This is a genomic window from Vibrio tubiashii (assembly GCF_028551255.1).
GTDB lineage: Bacteria > Pseudomonadota > Gammaproteobacteria > Enterobacterales > Vibrionaceae > Vibrio > Vibrio tubiashii_B.
This window is the reverse complement of the sequence record NZ_CP117029.1, coordinates 703,050-721,002: the sequence shown is the minus strand read 5'-3', so window position 1 is coordinate 721,002 and position 17,953 is coordinate 703,050. Positions and strand designations below refer to the sequence as shown.

The window sequence follows — 17,953 nt, the reverse complement described above, 5'->3', positions numbered from 1 at the left end:
TTGCGATATGGACAACGCACGGCCTGCGATTTACCATTTGAGTGTCATATTTGAGAAGTTGTTGAATAACGTTATGGTCCGTTTAACCTGTGGTCGCCCAAAAAGCTTTGATAAAGAAATCGCTCTAGAGAAAGCCTTGGATGTCTTTTGGACACAAGGTTACGACGGCGCGTCACTCAAAGATCTCACCCAAGCGATGGGCATCAATAAACCAAGTATGTACGCAACGTTTGGCAATAAAGAGCAACTCTATTTTCAAGCGGTAGAGATGTATAAGAATCGTGAGGGCGCACCATTCTTTAGTGCATTGGAGCAACCTCAAATTCGCGATGTGATTGAGACTATTTTTTCCCGAACTGCCGAAGCAAAATGCAGCAACGAGAAGAACAAAGGTTGCTTAATGATCCAGAGTTCTCTGGCCTGTAGCGATGAATCTAGTGTGGTTAAAATATCCGCTTTGAAGATGCGTGTAGAATTCATTCAGCTCATTCAAAATCGATTTGAAAGAGCCGCCAATGATGGTCAACTCGTGCAAAATGCCGACATTCAAGTCATGACACATTATGCTGTGACCATGCTCGATGGACTGCAGATTCACTCGATAGATAATCCTCCCCCAGAGATGCTAGAAAGTGTTGCCAAGATAGCGGCGGAACACCTTTTCCAATTCTGCTTACCGCTATCTTCTCAATAACGAACAGTGCGTTATCAAATTTTTGCCGATCTCAACCTCATGATCGCCTGTGCTACCTAGACTTTAGCGCCAATAAGCTGTATAAACAGACAGTAAATACTTTTGATAATTTGAGTTAGAGGACCAACCATGGCTGTAATCGTCAAGTACGTGGTAGAACGCAACGGAGAAGAGAAAATGACTTTTACCTCTAAAGCGGAAGCTGACGCATATGACAAGATGCTTGATATGGCTGATGAGCTTTTTGAGCTACTAGGTAAAAGTGAACTGCTAGAAGACGAAGGCAAGAAAGAAGACTTGGCTATGTTCCTAGCGCAAAACAAAGAAGAAGTGCTCTACGCACTGGGTGCAAAACGCAAACCTGCACCTAAGAAGCCTAAAAAGGTTGAAGCCGTCGAAGACGCTGAACCAGCACAAGACGACGCAGCTTAATCTAGCTCCTGCTCAAAATCTTAAACCTCAGCACATGCTGAGGTTTTTTATTTTCTCCCACTCATTTTTGAGGAAATCAAATCTTCGACCTTTACCCTAATATCTTTCTCTTCGACTGCTAAAATAACGCCAACCTTATCCTCAGAGAGCACTACCTATGAAGTACCACGTTGAAGTTTGTATCGATAATCTTGAATCACTGCATAATGCGATTACAGGTGGCGCAACACGCATCGAGCTATGCTCCTCTCTAGCGCTTGGTGGATTAACGCCTAGCATTGGTTTTATGAAAAAAGCGGCGCAAATCTCCCCTATCCCTGTCTACGCCATGATTAGACCAAGGCAAGGAGACTTCTTGTACGACCAAGATGATATTGAGGCGATGTTACTCGATATCGAAGCGGCAGCAGAGGCGGGATTAGCAGGTGTAGTACTGGGGGTTCTAAGTGCAGATGGACGTGTCGATATGCCGTTAGCCGAACAGCTGACTCAACGTGCCAAGTTATATAACTTAGGTATCACCTTCCACCGTGCCATTGACCAGAGCAGTAACTGGCAGCAAGCTCTTGAAGAGATAATTTCGTTAGGCTGCGAGCGTATCCTCACTTCAGGTTTGGCTACCAATGTAGAACAAGGAAAAGAGGTTCTGCAACAGATGGTCAAAATCGCTGACGGTAGAATCTCAATCATGGCCGGTGCTGGGCTAACAGCTGACAATGTTCAAAACATCGTTCAACACACTGGCGTCAGAGAAGTTCATCTATCCGGTAAGAGTACTCGCTCAAGCTATATGACTAACGTCAGCGAAGAAGCAAAAATGGGCAATCAGAACGTCGACGATTTCATGATTCCAGTAACCAGTAGCTCGGCTATCGAAAAGGTCGTAGAGGCTCTCAGTTCTCAGCGATAAAACTCTCATCCCTACTCCACAAGTGCTAACCTTTTGATAACAAAGGAGTGCGCTATGGCTAAGAGCAAACTGGATAAGAAGTTTTACGAAAAGGAGCTTCAACGCCTTCAAATTGAGTTGGTAAAGCTGCAAGAGTGGGTAAAACAGGAAGGCCTCAAAGTCGTTGTGATCTTTGAAGGACGTGACGCCGCTGGCAAAGGTGGCGTTATTAAACGCATCACAGAAAAACTCAACCCTCGCATTTGTAGAATCGCTGCATTACCCGCTCCTACCGAAAAAGAGAAAACCCAGTGGTACTTCCAACGTTACGTTGCACACCTACCTGCTGCGGGTGAAATAGTCCTTTTTGACCGCAGTTGGTACAACCGAGCGGGTGTTGAAAAGGTGATGGGCTTTTGCTCTGATGAGCAGTACGATGAATTTCTGCGATCTTGCCCTGAATTTGAGCGCATGTTGCAGCGTTCTGGCATCATCTTGCTCAAATATTGGTTTTCCGTCTCTGACGAAGAACAGGAAAAACGCTTTTTGGAACGAATCAAAACTCCCATCAAGCGCTGGAAGTTCAGCCCAATGGACTTAGAATCGCGCAACCGCTGGGCTGAATACTCTGAGGCCAAAGATAAGATGTTTGCCTATACAGACACCAAGCAGTGCCCATGGTGGGTAGTCCCTTCAGATGATAAAAAACGTGCTCGCCTAAACTGCATTAACCACCTACTTGAACAAATTGAGTATCAGGATATTACCTATCCAGAGATCGAGCTACCAGAGCTCAACAAAGAAGGATATATTCGAGCTCCAATTGAAGAACAAACCTTTGTTCCTGAGAAGTATTAGAGTTATTAGTGCATGGCAAAAGATCTGTTTTACAACTTAGATTTAAACCTTTTGAGAACCTTCTTAGTCCTCTCTCAAGAGCTTAATATGCGCAAGGCTTCTCAGCGTCTATTTGTCTCTCAGCCCGCAATTAGCCAAGCTTTGCAGAAGCTACGTCATCATTTTGATGATGATCTTTTCGTCAAAGTTCCCAAAGGATTAGAACCGACCTCTTTTGCCATTGAGCTTGCCGAGTCAATCACCCCCCACTTAGATGGATTGGCTAACGCACTCAATGCCTCACAAGAATTCGACCCTAGCGAAGTCAACTCCAAACTAAAAATCGCACTCGCCCCAATGGTTCTGACTTGCTTATCGGGTACTTTATTCCAACAACTTAAGTCTCAAGCACCGAACGCAGAAATTGAATTGGTTAGTTGGACGCGAACGACCTTAGAGGACATTAGTAAAGGCCAAGTATTGATTGGCGTAAACTATGAACTACCTAAACCAAAAGAAGTTTATATTAACCATCTAATCGACGTAAATGGCCTTGTACTGGTGCGAAAAGATCACCCGATAACCAAAACGGTCGCAGAGCCACAAGATTTTGAAGGATATGAAATAGCCTCGTTTATTGTTCCAGGCTGGAACGAACAGGCGAGCCTTGCTGAGAAAATATTAAAATCGCAAGGGGTGACAGCGAAGACTGGTTTTCGCTCAGAGATGATAATGGCGGTTATTGACGTCATTCAACATACCGATATGTTTATGCCTCACTCGAATCTTTTCCCAATAGAGCAATATCCGTCTTTACGCGCGATTGAAGTCAATGTAGATCACGAGTTAAAAACAGCAAGCGTATATAGCCATTACCATATTAAAAACCGCAATAACCCCCTCATTAGATGGCTACATAAAGAAATTCAAACCGCTCTGGAAAAGCAAGTGCTAGGTCACTAGGGTAATAACCAATACTTATCACCGATATAAGTAACTTAGATTAGAGCCAGATGAACGTATTACCTATCATCCCACTATAGGACAAGCACATCTCAAGGAAGAGAGTAATTTAAACTCTGTAGTGGTCTTCCAACGATGAAAAAGCACATATTAGCACTGACTCTTCTAGCACCATTTAGCACACTGGCTTCTGGGCTACATATCTCTCCTGAAATCAAAATGGGACCTTACCTTGATGCAGGACTCTCCGGTGGCGGTCTGCAACTTGGGATGACGGATGTATTGGGCCTTGATGCGCTTTACTTGAGCTATTCACACACTTCAGCTGAAGTACTCTGGGATAAAGATAGGCTTAAAACTTACCGAATTGGTGGGCAATACCACTTTATGGACCAACCTGTTAAATTTGGGCTGCAATTGGAGGCTGGTTTGGTTGAATACGAAGGTAGTCGAGATAATATCTTCTCGAATGAAACACGTTATACAGAAGGCACTGGAGCAAGCTTTTCAGCAGCTTGGGTCATTTTTGCCACTGATAATATTGGCTTTAGACTAGGTGGCGATTTCAACTATATCGACAAGAACAAAACCCTGCTAAGTTCAAACTGGTCTGCTACCCTCTCTACTGGGGTTATCTTCCACTTCTAACGAAGTGCATCATCAATACTTTGTTCACCCAAGTGGCGAACATCTTTGCCTTTGACAAAGTAGATGATGTATTCACAGATGTTTTGACAGCGATCCCCAACTCGTTCTATCGCACGAGCAGACCACATGACCTGAAGGATATTGGGAATATTTTTCGGGTCTTCCATCATATAGGTCATCAACTGACGGATCACCGCTTCGTATTCAGCGTCAATCTTATCATCGAGCTTGTATACTTCTGCTGCCGCATCAACATCCATACGTGCAAAGGCATCAAGCACTTGGTGCAGCATGCTGATTGCTTGACGGCAAAGCGGCTCCAACGAAACATGGAACTGGCGCTCTTTGGAAGATGGACTTTCTATCGCCACATATGCAATTTTAGTCGCGACGTCACCAATACGTTCTAAATCCGTAATCGTCTTGATGATCGCCATAATCAGTCGTAAATCTTTTGCTGTCGGCTGACGTTTGGCAATGATACGAGTACAGGCTTCATCGATTGAGACTTCCATCGCGTTAACTTTATGATCATCGCGCACCACTTTTCTCGCCAGTTCAATGTCTTCTTTGTGCAGCGCTTGCATCGCAAACGACAACTGCTGCTCGACCAAACCACCCATCGTCAAGACATGGGTTCGGATCGACTCTAGCTCTACATTAAACTGACCTGATATATGGCGTCCAAAATTCATAGTTAACGTTAATCTCCCAATGGATAAGTAAAAAGTCTAATACGACGAATTAGCCGTATCGACCCGTAATATAATCTTCAGTCTGCTTTTTCAATGGCGACGTAAAAATTGAGTCGGTATCTGAGTACTCGATCAACTTACCCATATGGATAAAGGCTGTGTGATCGCTCACTCGCGCTGCCTGCTGCATGTTATGGGTAACGATAACTACAGTATATTTGGTTTTCAGGTCGTTGATCAGCTCTTCAATGGTTAAAGTGGAAATAGGATCAAGTGCTGAGGTCGGCTCATCAAGTAACAGTACCTCAGGTTCAATCGCTATTGCACGCGCGATAACCAAACGCTGCTGCTGACCACCCGACAATCCAAATGCATTTTCATGTAAGCGATCTTTAACCTCATCCCATAGCGCTGAAGCACGTAATGAGCGCTCGACAGCATCATCGAGAGCGCGGCTATTTTTGATTCCTTGCAGACGCAAGCCATACACCACATTTTCGTAGATAGACTTGGGAAACGGATTCGGGCGCTGGAACACCATACCCACTCGGCGGCGAAGCGTGGCGACATCGACTTTCGGGTGGTAAACGTTTTTTCCGTGTAGTTTGACCTTGCCTTCGACACGGCAACCATCAACAAGATCGTTCATGCGGTTTATGCAACGAAGCAGTGTCGATTTTCCACAACCAGAAGGACCGATAAACGCGGTAACCTGCCCTTTTGGAATTCGCATCGAGATATCACTTAATGCCTGGCTGTTTTGGTAGTACAAGTTCAACCCTTCGATAGCAATCGCCGTTTGCTCATCGCTCAGATTATTCACATCTAAGGGGGCTTGGTAGCCGAGTGTTTGATTGACTGAAAACATGGTTAATCTTGTCCTAGAGTTCGGTACTTCTCGCGCAAATTATTTCGAATACTGATCGCGGTTAAATTCAGGCCAACAATCACTGTTACAAGCAAAAATGACGTGGCATAAACCAAAGGTCTTGCTGTTTCAATGTTAGTGGTTTGGAAGCCAACATCATAGATATGGAAGCCCAAATGCATGAACTTACGCTCTAAATGCAAAAACGGAAATTGGCTATCCACAGGCAAGCTCGACGCCAGTTTTACTGCCCCGACTAACATCAACGGAGCAACCTCACCCGCTGCGCGAGCGACCGCAAGGATCAAACCAGTAATAATCGCCGGACTTGCCATCGGCAAGACAATTCGCCACATGGTTTCAAACTGAGTCGCGCCTAACGCTAAAGAACCGTGACGAACTGAGCTCGGAATTCGAGTCAAACCTTCTTCGGTAGCCACAATCACCACCGGCAGCGTTAGTACTGCAAGTGTTAATGCTGACCATAACAGGCCGGGAGTACCAAAGGTCGGGGTTGGCAGTTTCTCTGCATAGAATAGCGAGTCGATTGAGCCGCCTAGCGTGTAAACAAAGAAGCCCAGTCCAAATACGCCATAGACAATTGAAGGTACCCCTGCAAGGTTAATTACTGCCACTCGAATTAAGCGGGTGAACGCATTGTTCTTAGCGTACTCGTGAAGATAGATAGCCGCAATCACACCCAGTGGCATCACTATGACCGACATGATCAGCACCAGTAGCACGGTACCGAACATCGCAGGGAACACACCACCCTCAGAGTTAGACTCGCGAGGATCATCGGATAAGAACTTCCACGCCTGCTTACCCCATCTAGCAGTTTTCTCTGCTAAGTTCATTTGGTTCGGATACCACAAATCAAGAATCTCACTTAGTGGAATCGTTACCTGCTGACCAGTCATATCTTCAACTAGCAAACCTTGATTCGCCAACTGATTGCGCAGTCGGTCTAACTCTGCTTCTGTTGCCGCTAACGCCTCAGTGTACTTGTTACTCTGGCTTTGATACAAAGCAATGAAATCATCGTCCAGCGTGCCATTTAGGCTACGCTTTTTTCTCTCTAATCTTAGTCGCTCAGCTTGAGCATTAATCACTCTAACATCACGCTCAATGAGATTTTCGATCTCATCGCGTAACTTTTCCGCAAACGCGATTCCCTGCGTGTAGTCTTGAAGAATATCGCTACTTACACGTCCATCCGCATGCATGTATCCAACCGGGCGACCATAAAAGTCACCTCCACGAGTTCGCTCTATAACCGCCCAGTTTTCTGGTTTCGTTGGCTCATCAAGGTCAATTTCTAACAGCGATACAAAGTCGGAAGAGTATAAGTCGCGGTTGGCAACCTTAATGCTCACCCGCTTTACCAGACCTTTTTCTACCACGTCCTGTGGCAGTTCAATATCCATCTCACGTAAGTGACTGATAGGGACGTACTCTTGCGAGTAGACTTGACCAACCAGATTGTCGCCTTGCTTTGTTTGCCACTGATACAAGGGGGCAGGCCAAAAGTAAGAAAGCCCCTTCCAGCCAATAAGCAGCAAAAGCCCTAACACAGACAACAAGCTGATACTGACTGCACCACCTGTTAACCATATCCAAGGAGAGCCTGACTTTAACCACTTAAACACTTAGAAGGTTTCCTAATAATTCTGATTTACAGCGAGCGATACTTAGCGCGTAAACGCTCACGTACCCACTCAGCTAAAGAGTTAACCGCAAAGGTAAAAACTAGCAACAACAAGGCTGCTAAGAACAAGATTCGATAGTGGGAGCTACCGACCGCTGACTCTGGCATTTCGACCGCAATCGTGGCAGATAGAGTGCGCATCCCCTCAAGGATGTTCCAATCCATAATAGGCGTGTTACCTGTCGCCATAAGTACAATCATGGTTTCACCTACCGCGCGCCCGAGCCCCATCATAATCGCGGAAAAAATACCGGGACTCGCCGTCAATAGAACAACATGAATCAGTGTTTGCCATGGTGTCGCCCCTAGAGCAAGCGAACCATCCGACAAATGCTTAGGTACTGAGAAAATAGCATCTTCGGCAATAGTAAAGATCGTAGGGATAACCGCAAATCCCATCGCAAAGCCAACCACTAGCGCATTGCGTTGATCAAAATCGATACCGTGCTCAGCCAGATAAACCCTAACATCACCATTAAACAATAAGGCTTCAATATTGCCGCTCTGCGACAAAATCACCACGGTAATCACCACAATGATTGGCATTAAAATCGCAGCATGCCAGCCGTTAGAAAATTTGCCCGACCATCGGTCAGAAAACTGATGCCACAACAGGCCAAATAGTATCGTAGAAACAGGTAGAAACAGCATCAAGGCGACAACTGCTGCGAGATGGCTCTCTACAATCGGCGCAAACCATAATCCAGCGAGGAAACCTATGATCACCGTAGGTAGTGCTTCCATCAGTTCAATCGAAGGTTTGACGACTCGGCGCATTTTCGGCGTCATAAAGTAGGCAGTGTAGATGGCACCTAACACCGCGATAGGAATCGCAAAAAGCATCGCAAACGCTGCTGCTTTTAAAGTACCAAATGCAATCGGTACTATGCTGAACTTAGCCTCAAACTCATCACTGGCAGACGTCGTTTGCCAAACAAATTCAGGCTCTGGATAACCTTCATACCACACTTTCTGCCAAAGCGAAGAGAGCGACACTTCAGGGTACGGGTTATCAATCACAGATAAGCTGAGCGTGCTGTCATCAATGGCAAGCAGATAAGATTCATTGTTCGACATAGCTGCAAGCTGAGGGGCTTTCTGATATGCGCGCTCAAACATCACCAGTTTTTCACTGGTGGTATAGTGACTTTGCACCGTGCCGTTGATATAAAAGCTGTAGAACCCTTTACGGTAGGTATCTGGCAATAAGAATTGCAGCTCGGAAGCGAGCTTGAACTGGCGAATGTGAGTTAAATAACGTTCTCCATCCATCAGTACATCAAACCATTGAGATACAAGACCGTCTTGGTGAGTGACCAAAACTGAGTAGGCGCCCGGCAATAAATCGATATCAGTGACGGCATGTTCAGGGCGACCTTGGCTCAAGTCCACCACCTCACGAACCTCAAATCGGTTCTGTTTCTTTAGTGCCACGATAAGCTCTGAGCCAGAGCGCAAATAAAGTGTCTTGCCATCAGGCGTCAATACTAGCTGATCCAAATCAGGCATTGGCGCGGCAAAAGTAAAGTGGTAGGCTTGCCCCTGCTCTAACCAACGGACTCTAACAAAACCGTCATCATACCAACCCGCCAACGCCATACTGTCTTGGGTAGCAAAAGCAAATTTAACTAACTTGTGCTTATCAGTACGTAGATCAAATGGTAGCTTGAGTTCAGTGACACTCGGGGTTAGTACTCTAACGCCTTGCTTCATCTCTGAATCTAAGTTTGGCTTGATGATTTTTATTTGTCCTTGTGGCGAAGCAAAACCATATAAACCTTGCGCAGAGAGTGACTGAGCGAATAAGTCATTGAGTTGACCAACCTGCTGTGACAGCTCGGGCTCACTACTTGATTTGGTCAGTGACCAGAAGTCGATTGTTCCTTGCTCAGAGATGACAAAAGCGCTTTCGCCAGAGTCATCGACACCTAGCGCTATTGGCTGTACGGTTGAAATGGGAACTGAACGAACATTAGGCGTTATTTTGGCATCGCTAAACAAAGGCAATACCATCATGGCAAGGTAGACAAAGATCAGAACCAGAGCCGCCAATACGCCCACACCACCAGCAGATACAGCGAGTCGAACTAATCGATCTTTGATTAGTCGCTTTTGATCTCGCTCTCTCAATGAGAATTCTGCTTGGCCCATCTGTTTCTCTTACCTATTTTCGTCCGAGGGTATAATATTTCTATTAGGTGACAATTATATTACAGATCGCAATAAACAACTGAAAACAATGCAATAAAAATTTGCAATAAAACTGTCATCTCAGCACCTTAAGTTGCTATTCATCTGAGAGTTTTCTCAATACTTTACTTCGTCACTTCGGTTAAAGGTAAGATCATGAGCGCAGAGAAACTGTATATTGAAAAGGAATTAAGTTGGCTCTCTTTCAATGAGCGCGTCTTACAAGAAGCCGCAGATAAAAGCGTACCTTTAATCGAAAGGATCCGTTTTCTTGGCATATTTTCCAATAACTTAGATGAGTTTTACAAAGTTCGCTTTGCCGATGTAAAACGCCGAATTCTGATCAATCAAGAACGTGGAATAAACGATAATTCCAAACACTTGTTGACCAAGATGCAGACCAAAGCGCTACGACTCAATGAGCGTTTCGATGAGCTATACGCCGAGCTTATCCGCGATATGGCAAGGCATAGAATCTTTTTAGTCAATGAGACTCAGCTCAACGAAACTCAACAAAATTGGGTAAGAAAATACTTCCGCAAACAAGTTCTGCCTCACATCACCCCACTGATGATGCGTGATGATATTGATGTGCTGCAGTTTCTAAAAGATGAATATGCCTACATTGCCGTTGATTTGCGTAGTGGTGAACAAAGTCAGTATGCGTTGATTGAAGTCCCGACCGATCACCTACCTCGTTTTGTGATGGTGCCAGAACAAAAGCGCAAGCATCGTAAAACCATCATCTTACTCGATAATATTATTCGCTACTGTTTAGATGAGTTGTTCAGCGGATTCTTCGACTACGACGAACTCAACGGCTATGCGATGAAGATGACACGCGATGCTGAATATGATCTTAACTATGAAGTCGAACACAGCTTAATTGAGCAAATGTCTGAAGGGGTCAACCAACGTTTAACTGCCATGCCGGTCAGGTTCATCTACGAGCGAGATATGCCTCAAGCTATGCTCGACTTTCTATGTAGAAAACTCAAGGTATCCAATTATGACAGCTTAATTCCAGGTGGACGCTACCATAACTTTAAAGACTTTATCGACTTTCCTAATGTAGGAAGAGACTACTTAGAAAACAAACCATTACCGCCAATGGCATGTGCTGACTTTAGCGGATATGCCAATAAATTTGATGCCATAAAGGCGCAGGACATCTTGCTGCACTACCCCTACCACACTTTTGAGCATATCAGTGAATGGGTACGCCAAGCTTCGTTCGACCCTAAGGTGCTGAGTATTAAGATCAACATCTATCGTGTCGCCAAGGACTCACGTCTAATGAACTCGCTGATTGACGCGGTTCATAATGGCAAAGCGGTGACTGTTGTCGTTGAGCTGCAAGCACGCTTTGATGAAGAGGCGAATATCGAGTGGTCAAAAGTACTCACAGAAGCTGGCGTTCATGTCATATTTGGCGTTCCGGGGCTGAAGATTCACTCCAAACTACTGCTCATTAGCCGCCGAGAAGAGGACGAGATTGTTCGTTACGCGCACATCGGAACCGGTAATTTTCACGAAACAAATGCGCGAATCTATACCGACTTTTCTCTGCTCACCGCGGACTCAGAGCTGACCAACGAGGTTCGTGGGGTATTCAACTACATAGAAAATCCTTACCGACCGATTAAGTTTCACCACTTGATCGTTTCACCGCGCAACTCGCGTAAACAACTTTACCGCCTGATAGACAATGAAATCGCTAATGCAGAGCAAGGTCTTAAAGCAGAGCTAACTCTCAAAGCGAATAACTTAGTCGATAAGGGCTTGGTCAATAAACTCTACGAAGCCAGTGGGGCTGGGGTCAACATTCGCATGATCATTCGCGGGATGTGCTCTTTAGTTCCTGGGGTCGAAGGTGTCAGTGACAACATCAAGATCATCAGTATTGTTGATCGATTCTTAGAGCATCCAAGGGTTATGATTACCCACAATAACGGTGACCCACAGGTTTACATTTCTTCAGCAGATTGGATGACACGTAATATTGACCATCGCATTGAGGTCGCAACCCCTATTCGTGACGAACGTCTTAAACAGCGTATTATTGATATCATTAACATCCACTTTACCGATACAGTGAAGGCGAGATGGATCGATAAAGAAATGAGTAATAGCTACGTAGCGCGCGGAAACCGAAAGAAAGTTCGCTCACAAATTGCCATTTACGACTATCTTAAAAATATAGAAAAACAAACTAAGAATCAGAAACGTAAAGAGCCGTTAATAAAACATGACCTCGGACATTCGTGACGTTGCCGCTATAGATTTGGGCTCCAATAGCTTCCATATGGTGGTAGCAAAAGTCATTGACCAAGACTTACAACTTGTCAGTCGCCATAAGCAGCGAGTTAGGCTAGCTGCTGGGCTCGACGCACAAAAAAACCTAGACAATGCTTCTATTGAACGTGGATTAGAATGCCTTGCGATTTTTGCTGAGCGCTTACAAGGCTTTGACCAGCAAAACGTTCGCATTGCAGCAACCCACACGCTTCGCCAAGCCAATAACGCACATATCTTTTTGCAGCGCGCTCGGGAAGTCCTCCCTTTTCCGATTGAAATTATTCCCGGAATTGAAGAGGCGCGCTTAATCTACCTTGGTGTGGCTCACACCCAACCCGAATCAGACTCAAAACTGGTGGTCGATATTGGTGGGGGGAGTACTGAGATGATCATTGGAAGCGGATTCGAGCCCCAATTGATTAACAGCAAGCAAATGGGCTGCGTTAGTTACACCAAACGTTACTTCGCTAACGGCAAGTTATCTAAGAAAAATTTCGCTAAAGCTATTCTCGCCGCCGAGCAAAAGATGGAGTCTTTGGCCTATCGCTACAACAAGAAAGGTTGGGATATTGCTTTTGGCTCTTCTGGCACTATCAAGGCAATCCGAGAAGTTCTAGTCGGCTTAGGTTATGAGGATGGTCTCATCAACGCCAAAAGACTGGATAAAGTGATCGATACGCTGTGCGAGTGGGAAACCATTGATGAGATTGAGCTAAGTGGGCTCACCCCAGAACGAAAACCCGTCTTTGCCGCCGGCGTTGCTATCTTGTCCGCAATAGTAAAAAGCCTCAATGTTACTGAGATGCACTTTTCCGAGGGCGCATTACGTGAAGGTCTACTGTTTGAAATGGAAGACAGCTTTAAACGCTCTGATATTCGTATGCGAACCACTGAGAACCTCGCCAGTAAGCATCTCGTAGATTTAGAACACGCGGCAAAAATAAAAGGCCAAGCGACCGAGTTTTTACAGCAAGTCCATAAAGATCTCGGCATCAAAAAGAGCTCAGAGCTGTTCGACTTGCTAGAGTGGAGCGCACTGCTACATGAAGTAGGGTTAAGTATCAGCCTGCAAGCTTTTCACCGTCATTCCGCATACATTCTTCGTAATACTTACATGCCGGGCTTTAACCGTGAGCAGCAACGCGTGCTAGCCATGCTAGTTCGATTCCAAAGAAAGGCTCTTAAACTGCATGAGATGGAAGAGTTTACCCTGTTTAAGAAAAAGCACATCGTCGGTTTGATACGTATTCTACGCTTGGCAATCTTACTCAATGGTCAACGTAATGATGAACCGCTACCAGAACTCAAACTCTCTATCGATGGCGACAAGTGGTCACTCACTTCGCAAGATGAAAACTGGTTGGAAGCAAATAAATTGCTCGATGCGGACCTAACCAGTGAGCAAGAATATTGGCTGGCTGCCGGCTGGGAGTTAAGCTTCTAGGTGTAGATAGAGCCTCTTAAATGAGGCTCTAGCAAAATTTACTTTTATTCCGAAATACCGACTTTCGCTAGCTCTCGGCGAGCGATATCCGTCGAGATGGGAATATAACCATCTTTTGCCACCAAGGCCTGCCCTTGCTTTGAATAAATAAAGCGAATGAACTCTTGCTCGATGGGACTGAGTGGTTTGACTGGGTTCTTGTTTACATAGACGTACAAGTAGCGCGATAGTGGGTACTTACCAGATAGAATATTCTCTTGGCTCGCTTGGATGTAATCTTGACCCTGTTTCGCTATCGGTAACAGCTTCACTCCAGAAACCTGATAGCCAACACCGGAGTAGCCAATGGTGTTGATTGCAGAGCTGACAGATTGAACGACAGACGCCGAACCTGGCTGCTCATTGACACTATTTTTAAAATCACCACCACAAAGTGCGTTCTTCTTAAAATAGCCGTAGGTTCCAGAAACGGAATTTCGGCCGAACAGCTGCATGCCTCGTTTAGACCACTGATAGTCTAAACCTAGCTCTGACCAAGTATTGATATGTTGCGTTGAACCACAACGGAGTGTCGCCGAGAAAATACTGTCGAGCTGTGAAAAGTTCAGCCCTTTGATTGGGTTATCGCGATGAACAAAAATCCCAATTGCGTCAATGGCAATTCTTAGTTCAGTCGGCTTGTAACCATGCTCTCTTTCAAATGCCTCAATCTCACGATTTCGCATTGGCCGGCTCATAGGGCCAAACTGAGCGGTGCGTTCAGTCAGCGCAGGTGGCGCAGTCGAAGAGCCAGAAGCTTGTACCTGACCATTAACGCTCGGGTATAGCTCTTTAAATTCCTCAACCCACAAGGTCGTCATACCTGCCAAAGTATCAGAGCCGACGCTAGTCAAACTGCCCGTAATCCCAGACTTTTTCTTGTAGCTTGGCAATTCATCCGCAGCAAAAGCCGAGATACAAACACTCAATAACATTGACGCTATGGCTATTCTCATTAACTCACCACTAATCGCGGTGGCAAAATAAACGAGAACTTACTGCCAACATTGACCTCACTTTGAATTTCAAGGTGTGAGTCATGATGGCTAAGCGCGTGTTTTACAATGGCTAAGCCTAAGCCACTACCACCAGTATCACGAGAGCGAGCTTTATCAACGCGATAGAATCTTTCTGTCAGTCGATGTAAGTGTTGCGGCTCGATACCGTCACCACTGTCTTCCACTTCTAAGTGCGCACCTTGTGCAGACTGATACCAACGAACTCGAATATCTGCCCCTGCCGGAGTATATTTCACCGCGTTGTATACCAGGTTCGATATTGCACTGCGTAGCTGGTCGTCATCGCCTAATACACGTAGGCTGCTATCGACATCGAATGACAATTTATGTTCGAGCTCGCCGCTTAAACTCGCCGCTTCTTTCTCTAGCACTTCAAGCATCGCGGGAACATTGACGACCTCTTCAAGCTCATGCATCGGCGCAGCTTCAATCTTAGAGAGCGTCAGCAACTGATTAACCAGACTGTTCATGCGATTAAGCTGCTCAGTCATTACGCCATGAGCTTTGGTCCACATTGGGCCAACCACCATGTCTGGGTCTTCGGTCATTTCAAGATAACCTTGCAGCACCGTCATTGGCGTTCTTAGCTCATGAGAGACATTGGCGAAGAAGTTACGACGCATCCCTTCCAGCTGTTTAAGCTGAGAGACGTCACGCACCACCATCAAGTGCTCGCCTTCTGTGTAGGGTACGATACGCAGCTCAAGCATACGTTCAACATTGAGTGGTGAACGCATCTCAAGGGGTTCAGAGAAGTCTTGCTTGTTGAGGTACTTAATAAAATCCGGCGTTCGAATCAGATTCGAAATAGGCTGACCAGAATCATCGGGCCATTTAAAACCAAGCAGGTGCTGGGCAAGTTTGTTGCACCAGACAATATTGCCCTCACCGCGAAACACGACGACGGCATCAGGTAAGGATTCCGCACCATTGCGGAAACGGCGAATTAGGTTGGTTAACTCTTTGCGTTTTTTACGTTGGCGTTGCTGCAAACGGTAAATACCATTAAACAACGATTCCCAGTTGCCACTACCCGAAGGTGGCGTAAGACGCTTTTCGTCCCACAACCATGCAGATAAGCGCATCTGGTTATGTAAATGCCATACAAGCTGCAAAACCGTGGCAGCTAATAGCAACCACGGCATATATCCGAAAATCCAGCCTACAATCACCCAAGGGGTGTAAAAAAAAGCTAGCTCCCAGGCTAGCTTTTTCCAAGTTAACCGTTCTACCACTTACCTCTCCAAATGGTATTGCTTGTTACGCTTTCGTCGAGAATCGGTAGCCTGCACCACGAACTGTCTGAATCAGTTTGTCATGCCCTGCTGCCTCTAGCGCTTTACGCAAGCGACGAATATGTACATCCACTGTGCGGTCTTCAACATAAACGTTGGTTCCCCAAACATTGTTCAGCAGTTGCTCACGGCTATATACGCGCTCTTGATGCGTCATAAAGAAGTGCAACATTTTGAACTCAGTCGGGCCCATGTCTAACGCTTCATCGTTAGCCGTAACTCGGTGTGAAACTGGGTCTAGTTTAAGACCTTGAACGTCAATCACGTCTTCTAGCGCGGTTGGTGTCACACGACGAATCACAGCTTTTAAGCGAGCCACCAGCTCTTTAGGTGAGAATGGCTTGGTAATGTAGTCGTCAGCGCCGACTTCAAGTCCGCGGACTTTGTCTTCTTCCTCACCACGCGCCGTTAACATCACAACAGGAATGTTACGAGTCAGCTCTTCACGCTTCATATGTTTAATAAAATTGATACCGCTGCCACCTGGTAGCATCCAATCTAGTAGCACTAGATCTGGGAAGGGTTCAGCCAGTTTAGTTACCGCACTGTCGTAATCTTCCGCTTCCACCGCTTGGTAACCTTTCTGTTCAAGAACAAAGCAAAGCATTTCGCGAATTGGTGCTTCGTCTTCAACAACCAGAATCCTTCTAGACATAATCGCATAACCTTATGTTAATTGAGTTTTCTCATGATTAAGGCAGTTCTGCCGCCTCTTGATGCATAGGCATTATTACTAGCAATTATGACACTTTTGTGACCTTTGAAAACAAATTTTCATATAACTTTCATCCCACTATTGTGTGTTTGCAGTAAGACAAGCGCGACAAAAGTCTTTATGATTGGCTGCTAATTTAAAGGTATAGAGAAAGAGTATGTGGTTTAAAAACTGTCTGGTGTATCGTTTTAACCGTGAAATTGAGTTCAACGCAGATCAGCTTGAGAAACAATTAGCTGAGTTTCGTTTTACCCCGTGTGGCAGCCAAGATAAGCAGAAATTTGGCTGGGTTACCGCCATGGGCAAGCATGGTGACATGATGACTCACGTCTCTGAAAACCGCATCCTTATCTGCGCTAAGAAAGAAGAAAAAATGCTACCTGCGTCAGTCATCAAAGACTCTTTGAATGCCAAAGTAGAAGCTCTTGAAGCGCAAGAAGGTCGCCCTCTTAAAAAGAAAGAAAAAGATAACCTCAAAGAAGATATTGTGATGGATTTGCTTCCGCGCGCCTTTAGCCGTAGCAACCACACTTATGTTCTTATCCTGCCTAAAGAAGGTTTTATTTTAGTCGATGCGAGCAGCTTCAAAAAAGCGGAAGATGTTTTAGCCCTACTACGTAAGACGATGGGCAGCTTACCTGTAGTTCCAGCTATCCCTGAGAAAGCGGTAGAAACAACCCTTACTGAGTGGGTGAAAACGGGTGAGACGCCGGTTGGCATTCAAATGCTTGATGAAGCCGAGCTTAAATCAGTGCTTGAAGAAGGCGGTGTGATTCGTTGTAAGAAGCAAGAGCTAACCGCAGACGAGATCCGCAGCCATATTGATGCTGATAAAGTCGTGACTAAACTGGCATTATGGTGGCAAGAGCGTATCGAGTTCATCTTAGCTGAAGATGGTAGCATCAAACGCTTGAAGTTCTCTGATGAGCTTAAAGACCAAAATGATGATATTCCACGTGAAGATCAAGCAGCGCGCTTTGACGCTGACTTCTCTCTACTATGTGGCGAGCTAAGCGCTTTCTTACCTAACCTGTACGAATGCTTAGGTGGTTTACCTCACCCTAACGCTTAATGCCTCCTAGGTGCTCGACCTATTCGGGCACCTTTTGCAATTCCCCATCTTAGTTATGGACTTTTTCCTAGTCACAAGTCACATTTTGGCGTAAAATTTGCGCCCCCGATCCCATCTGGTGGAATCGGCCTGACTTGAGATCAGATT

General features: G+C 45.5%; 16 protein-coding genes. 9 read left to right on the top strand and 7 right to left on the bottom strand.

Going from position 1 to position 17,953, the window contains the following annotated elements; all coding sequences use genetic code 11:
• Nucleotides 1-7 precede the first annotated feature (7 nt).
• The 6 genes from LYZ37_RS03325 (at nucleotide 8) to LYZ37_RS03300 (ending at nucleotide 4,463) form a co-directional block, all read left to right on the top strand.
• A complete protein-coding gene (locus tag LYZ37_RS03325) occupies nucleotides 8-694 on the top strand; it encodes a TetR/AcrR family transcriptional regulator (RefSeq protein ID WP_272786451.1) in 687 nt (228 codons plus the stop codon).
• Between the two features lie 129 nt (nucleotides 695-823).
• A complete protein-coding gene (locus LYZ37_RS03320) occupies nucleotides 824-1,126 on the top strand; it encodes a YebG family protein (protein ID WP_004747950.1) in 303 nt (100 codons plus the stop codon).
• A 157-nt stretch (nucleotides 1,127-1,283) separates the two neighbouring features.
• The gene (locus LYZ37_RS03315; RefSeq protein ID WP_272786447.1) at nucleotides 1,284-2,036 is read left to right on the top strand and encodes a copper homeostasis protein CutC; all 753 of its coding nucleotides are present in this window, start codon (nucleotides 1,284-1,286) and stop codon (nucleotides 2,034-2,036) included.
• A 54-nt stretch (nucleotides 2,037-2,090) separates the two neighbouring features.
• A complete protein-coding gene (gene ppk2, locus LYZ37_RS03310) occupies nucleotides 2,091-2,873 on the top strand; it encodes a polyphosphate kinase 2 (protein ID WP_272786445.1) in 783 nt (260 codons plus the stop codon).
• Nucleotides 2,874-2,885: 12 nt separating this feature from the next.
• Complete coding sequence (locus LYZ37_RS03305; protein ID WP_272786444.1) at nucleotides 2,886-3,815, top strand: LysR family transcriptional regulator; 930 nt, start codon at nucleotides 2,886-2,888, stop codon at nucleotides 3,813-3,815.
• Nucleotides 3,816-3,950: 135 nt separating this feature from the next.
• Nucleotides 3,951-4,463: a hypothetical protein gene (locus LYZ37_RS03300; protein WP_272786442.1), complete on the top strand. Its 513-nt coding sequence runs from the start codon at nucleotides 3,951-3,953 to the stop codon at nucleotides 4,461-4,463.
• Here the strand turns inward: LYZ37_RS03300 and phoU are convergent.
• Genes phoU through LYZ37_RS03280 form a run of 4 tightly spaced genes read right to left on the bottom strand, consistent with a single transcriptional unit; the run spans nucleotide 4,460 to nucleotide 9,885 of the window.
• Nucleotides 4,460-5,158, bottom strand: coding sequence for a phosphate signaling complex protein PhoU (gene phoU / locus LYZ37_RS03295; protein WP_004747942.1), 699 nt, complete (start codon nucleotides 5,156-5,158; stop codon nucleotides 4,460-4,462). The two genes, LYZ37_RS03300 and phoU, sit on opposite strands and share 4 nt — an antisense overlap.
• 49 nt (nucleotides 5,159-5,207) lie before the next feature.
• Complete coding sequence (gene pstB, locus LYZ37_RS03290) at nucleotides 5,208-6,026, bottom strand: phosphate ABC transporter ATP-binding protein PstB (protein ID WP_004747940.1); 819 nt, start codon at nucleotides 6,024-6,026, stop codon at nucleotides 5,208-5,210.
• A 2-nt stretch (nucleotides 6,027-6,028) separates the two neighbouring features.
• Nucleotides 6,029-7,675, bottom strand: a complete 1,647-nt coding sequence (gene pstA, locus LYZ37_RS03285; protein WP_272786441.1) for a phosphate ABC transporter permease PstA — start codon at nucleotides 7,673-7,675, stop codon at nucleotides 6,029-6,031.
• Nucleotides 7,676-7,701: 26 nt separating this feature from the next.
• Nucleotides 7,702-9,885, bottom strand: a complete 2,184-nt coding sequence (locus LYZ37_RS03280) for an ABC transporter permease subunit (RefSeq protein WP_272786440.1) — start codon at nucleotides 9,883-9,885, stop codon at nucleotides 7,702-7,704.
• 195 nt (nucleotides 9,886-10,080) lie between these two features.
• Between LYZ37_RS03280 and ppk1 the strand changes: the two genes are divergently transcribed.
• Nucleotides 10,081-12,192, top strand: a complete 2,112-nt coding sequence (ppk1, locus tag LYZ37_RS03275) for a polyphosphate kinase 1 (RefSeq protein ID WP_272786439.1) — start codon at nucleotides 10,081-10,083, stop codon at nucleotides 12,190-12,192.
• Complete coding sequence (gene ppx / locus LYZ37_RS03270) at nucleotides 12,173-13,666, top strand: exopolyphosphatase (RefSeq protein ID WP_272786438.1); 1,494 nt, start codon at nucleotides 12,173-12,175, stop codon at nucleotides 13,664-13,666. Before ppk1 ends, ppx begins: the two co-directional genes overlap by 20 nt.
• Before the next feature lie 44 nt (nucleotides 13,667-13,710).
• Here ppx and LYZ37_RS03265 read toward each other — a convergent pair whose 3' ends face one another.
• The 3 genes from LYZ37_RS03265 to phoB are packed head-to-tail and all read right to left on the bottom strand — an operon-like array spanning nucleotide 13,711 to nucleotide 16,674.
• The gene (locus tag LYZ37_RS03265) at nucleotides 13,711-14,640 is read right to left on the bottom strand and encodes a PstS family phosphate ABC transporter substrate-binding protein (protein ID WP_420794624.1); all 930 of its coding nucleotides are present in this window, start codon (nucleotides 14,638-14,640) and stop codon (nucleotides 13,711-13,713) included.
• A gap of 20 nt (nucleotides 14,641-14,660) precedes the next feature.
• Complete coding sequence (gene phoR / locus LYZ37_RS03260; protein WP_004747932.1) at nucleotides 14,661-15,959, bottom strand: phosphate regulon sensor histidine kinase PhoR; 1,299 nt, start codon at nucleotides 15,957-15,959, stop codon at nucleotides 14,661-14,663.
• Nucleotides 15,960-15,984: 25 nt separating this feature from the next.
• Nucleotides 15,985-16,674 carry a phosphate regulon transcriptional regulator PhoB gene (gene phoB, locus LYZ37_RS03255; protein WP_004747931.1) on the bottom strand — a complete coding sequence of 230 codons (690 nt, stop codon included), beginning with the start codon at nucleotides 16,672-16,674 and terminating at the stop codon, nucleotides 15,985-15,987.
• Nucleotides 16,675-16,891: 217 nt separating this feature from the next.
• Here phoB and rdgC point away from each other — a divergent pair, with 217 nt between their 5' ends.
• Entirely contained in the window at nucleotides 16,892-17,806 is a 915-nt protein-coding gene (gene rdgC, locus LYZ37_RS03250) for a recombination-associated protein RdgC (protein ID WP_004747930.1), read from the top strand.
• The last annotated feature ends 147 nt before the right edge of the window (nucleotides 17,807-17,953 follow it).

Excerpts from the sequence above, each read along its gene's own strand:
- phoU (WP_004747942.1), bottom strand. The coding sequence starts at position 5,158 with ATGAATTTTGGACGCCATATATCAGGTCAGTTTAATGTAGAGCTAGAG.
- LYZ37_RS03320 (WP_004747950.1), top strand. The coding sequence starts at position 824 with ATGGCTGTAATCGTCAAGTACGTGGTAGAACGCAACGGAGAAGAGAAA.
- ppk2 (WP_272786445.1), top strand. The coding sequence starts at position 2,091 with ATGGCTAAGAGCAAACTGGATAAGAAGTTTTACGAAAAGGAGCTTCAA.
- ppk1 (WP_272786439.1), top strand. The coding sequence starts at position 10,081 with ATGAGCGCAGAGAAACTGTATATTGAAAAGGAATTAAGTTGGCTCTCT.
- phoB (WP_004747931.1), bottom strand. The coding sequence starts at position 16,674 with ATGTCTAGAAGGATTCTGGTTGTTGAAGACGAAGCACCAATTCGCGAA.
- LYZ37_RS03315 (WP_272786447.1), top strand. The coding sequence starts at position 1,284 with ATGAAGTACCACGTTGAAGTTTGTATCGATAATCTTGAATCACTGCAT.
- LYZ37_RS03305 (WP_272786444.1), top strand. The coding sequence starts at position 2,886 with ATGGCAAAAGATCTGTTTTACAACTTAGATTTAAACCTTTTGAGAACC.
- LYZ37_RS03300 (WP_272786442.1), top strand. The coding sequence starts at position 3,951 with ATGAAAAAGCACATATTAGCACTGACTCTTCTAGCACCATTTAGCACA.
- rdgC (WP_004747930.1), top strand. The coding sequence starts at position 16,892 with ATGTGGTTTAAAAACTGTCTGGTGTATCGTTTTAACCGTGAAATTGAG.
- LYZ37_RS03265 (WP_420794624.1), bottom strand. The coding sequence starts at position 14,640 with ATGTTATTGAGTGTTTGTATCTCGGCTTTTGCTGCGGATGAATTGCCA.
- ppx (WP_272786438.1), top strand. The coding sequence starts at position 12,173 with ATGACCTCGGACATTCGTGACGTTGCCGCTATAGATTTGGGCTCCAAT.
- LYZ37_RS03280 (WP_272786440.1), bottom strand. The coding sequence starts at position 9,885 with ATGGGCCAAGCAGAATTCTCATTGAGAGAGCGAGATCAAAAGCGACTA.
- pstB (WP_004747940.1), bottom strand. The coding sequence starts at position 6,026 with ATGTTTTCAGTCAATCAAACACTCGGCTACCAAGCCCCCTTAGATGTG.
- LYZ37_RS03325 (WP_272786451.1), top strand. The coding sequence starts at position 8 with ATGGACAACGCACGGCCTGCGATTTACCATTTGAGTGTCATATTTGAG.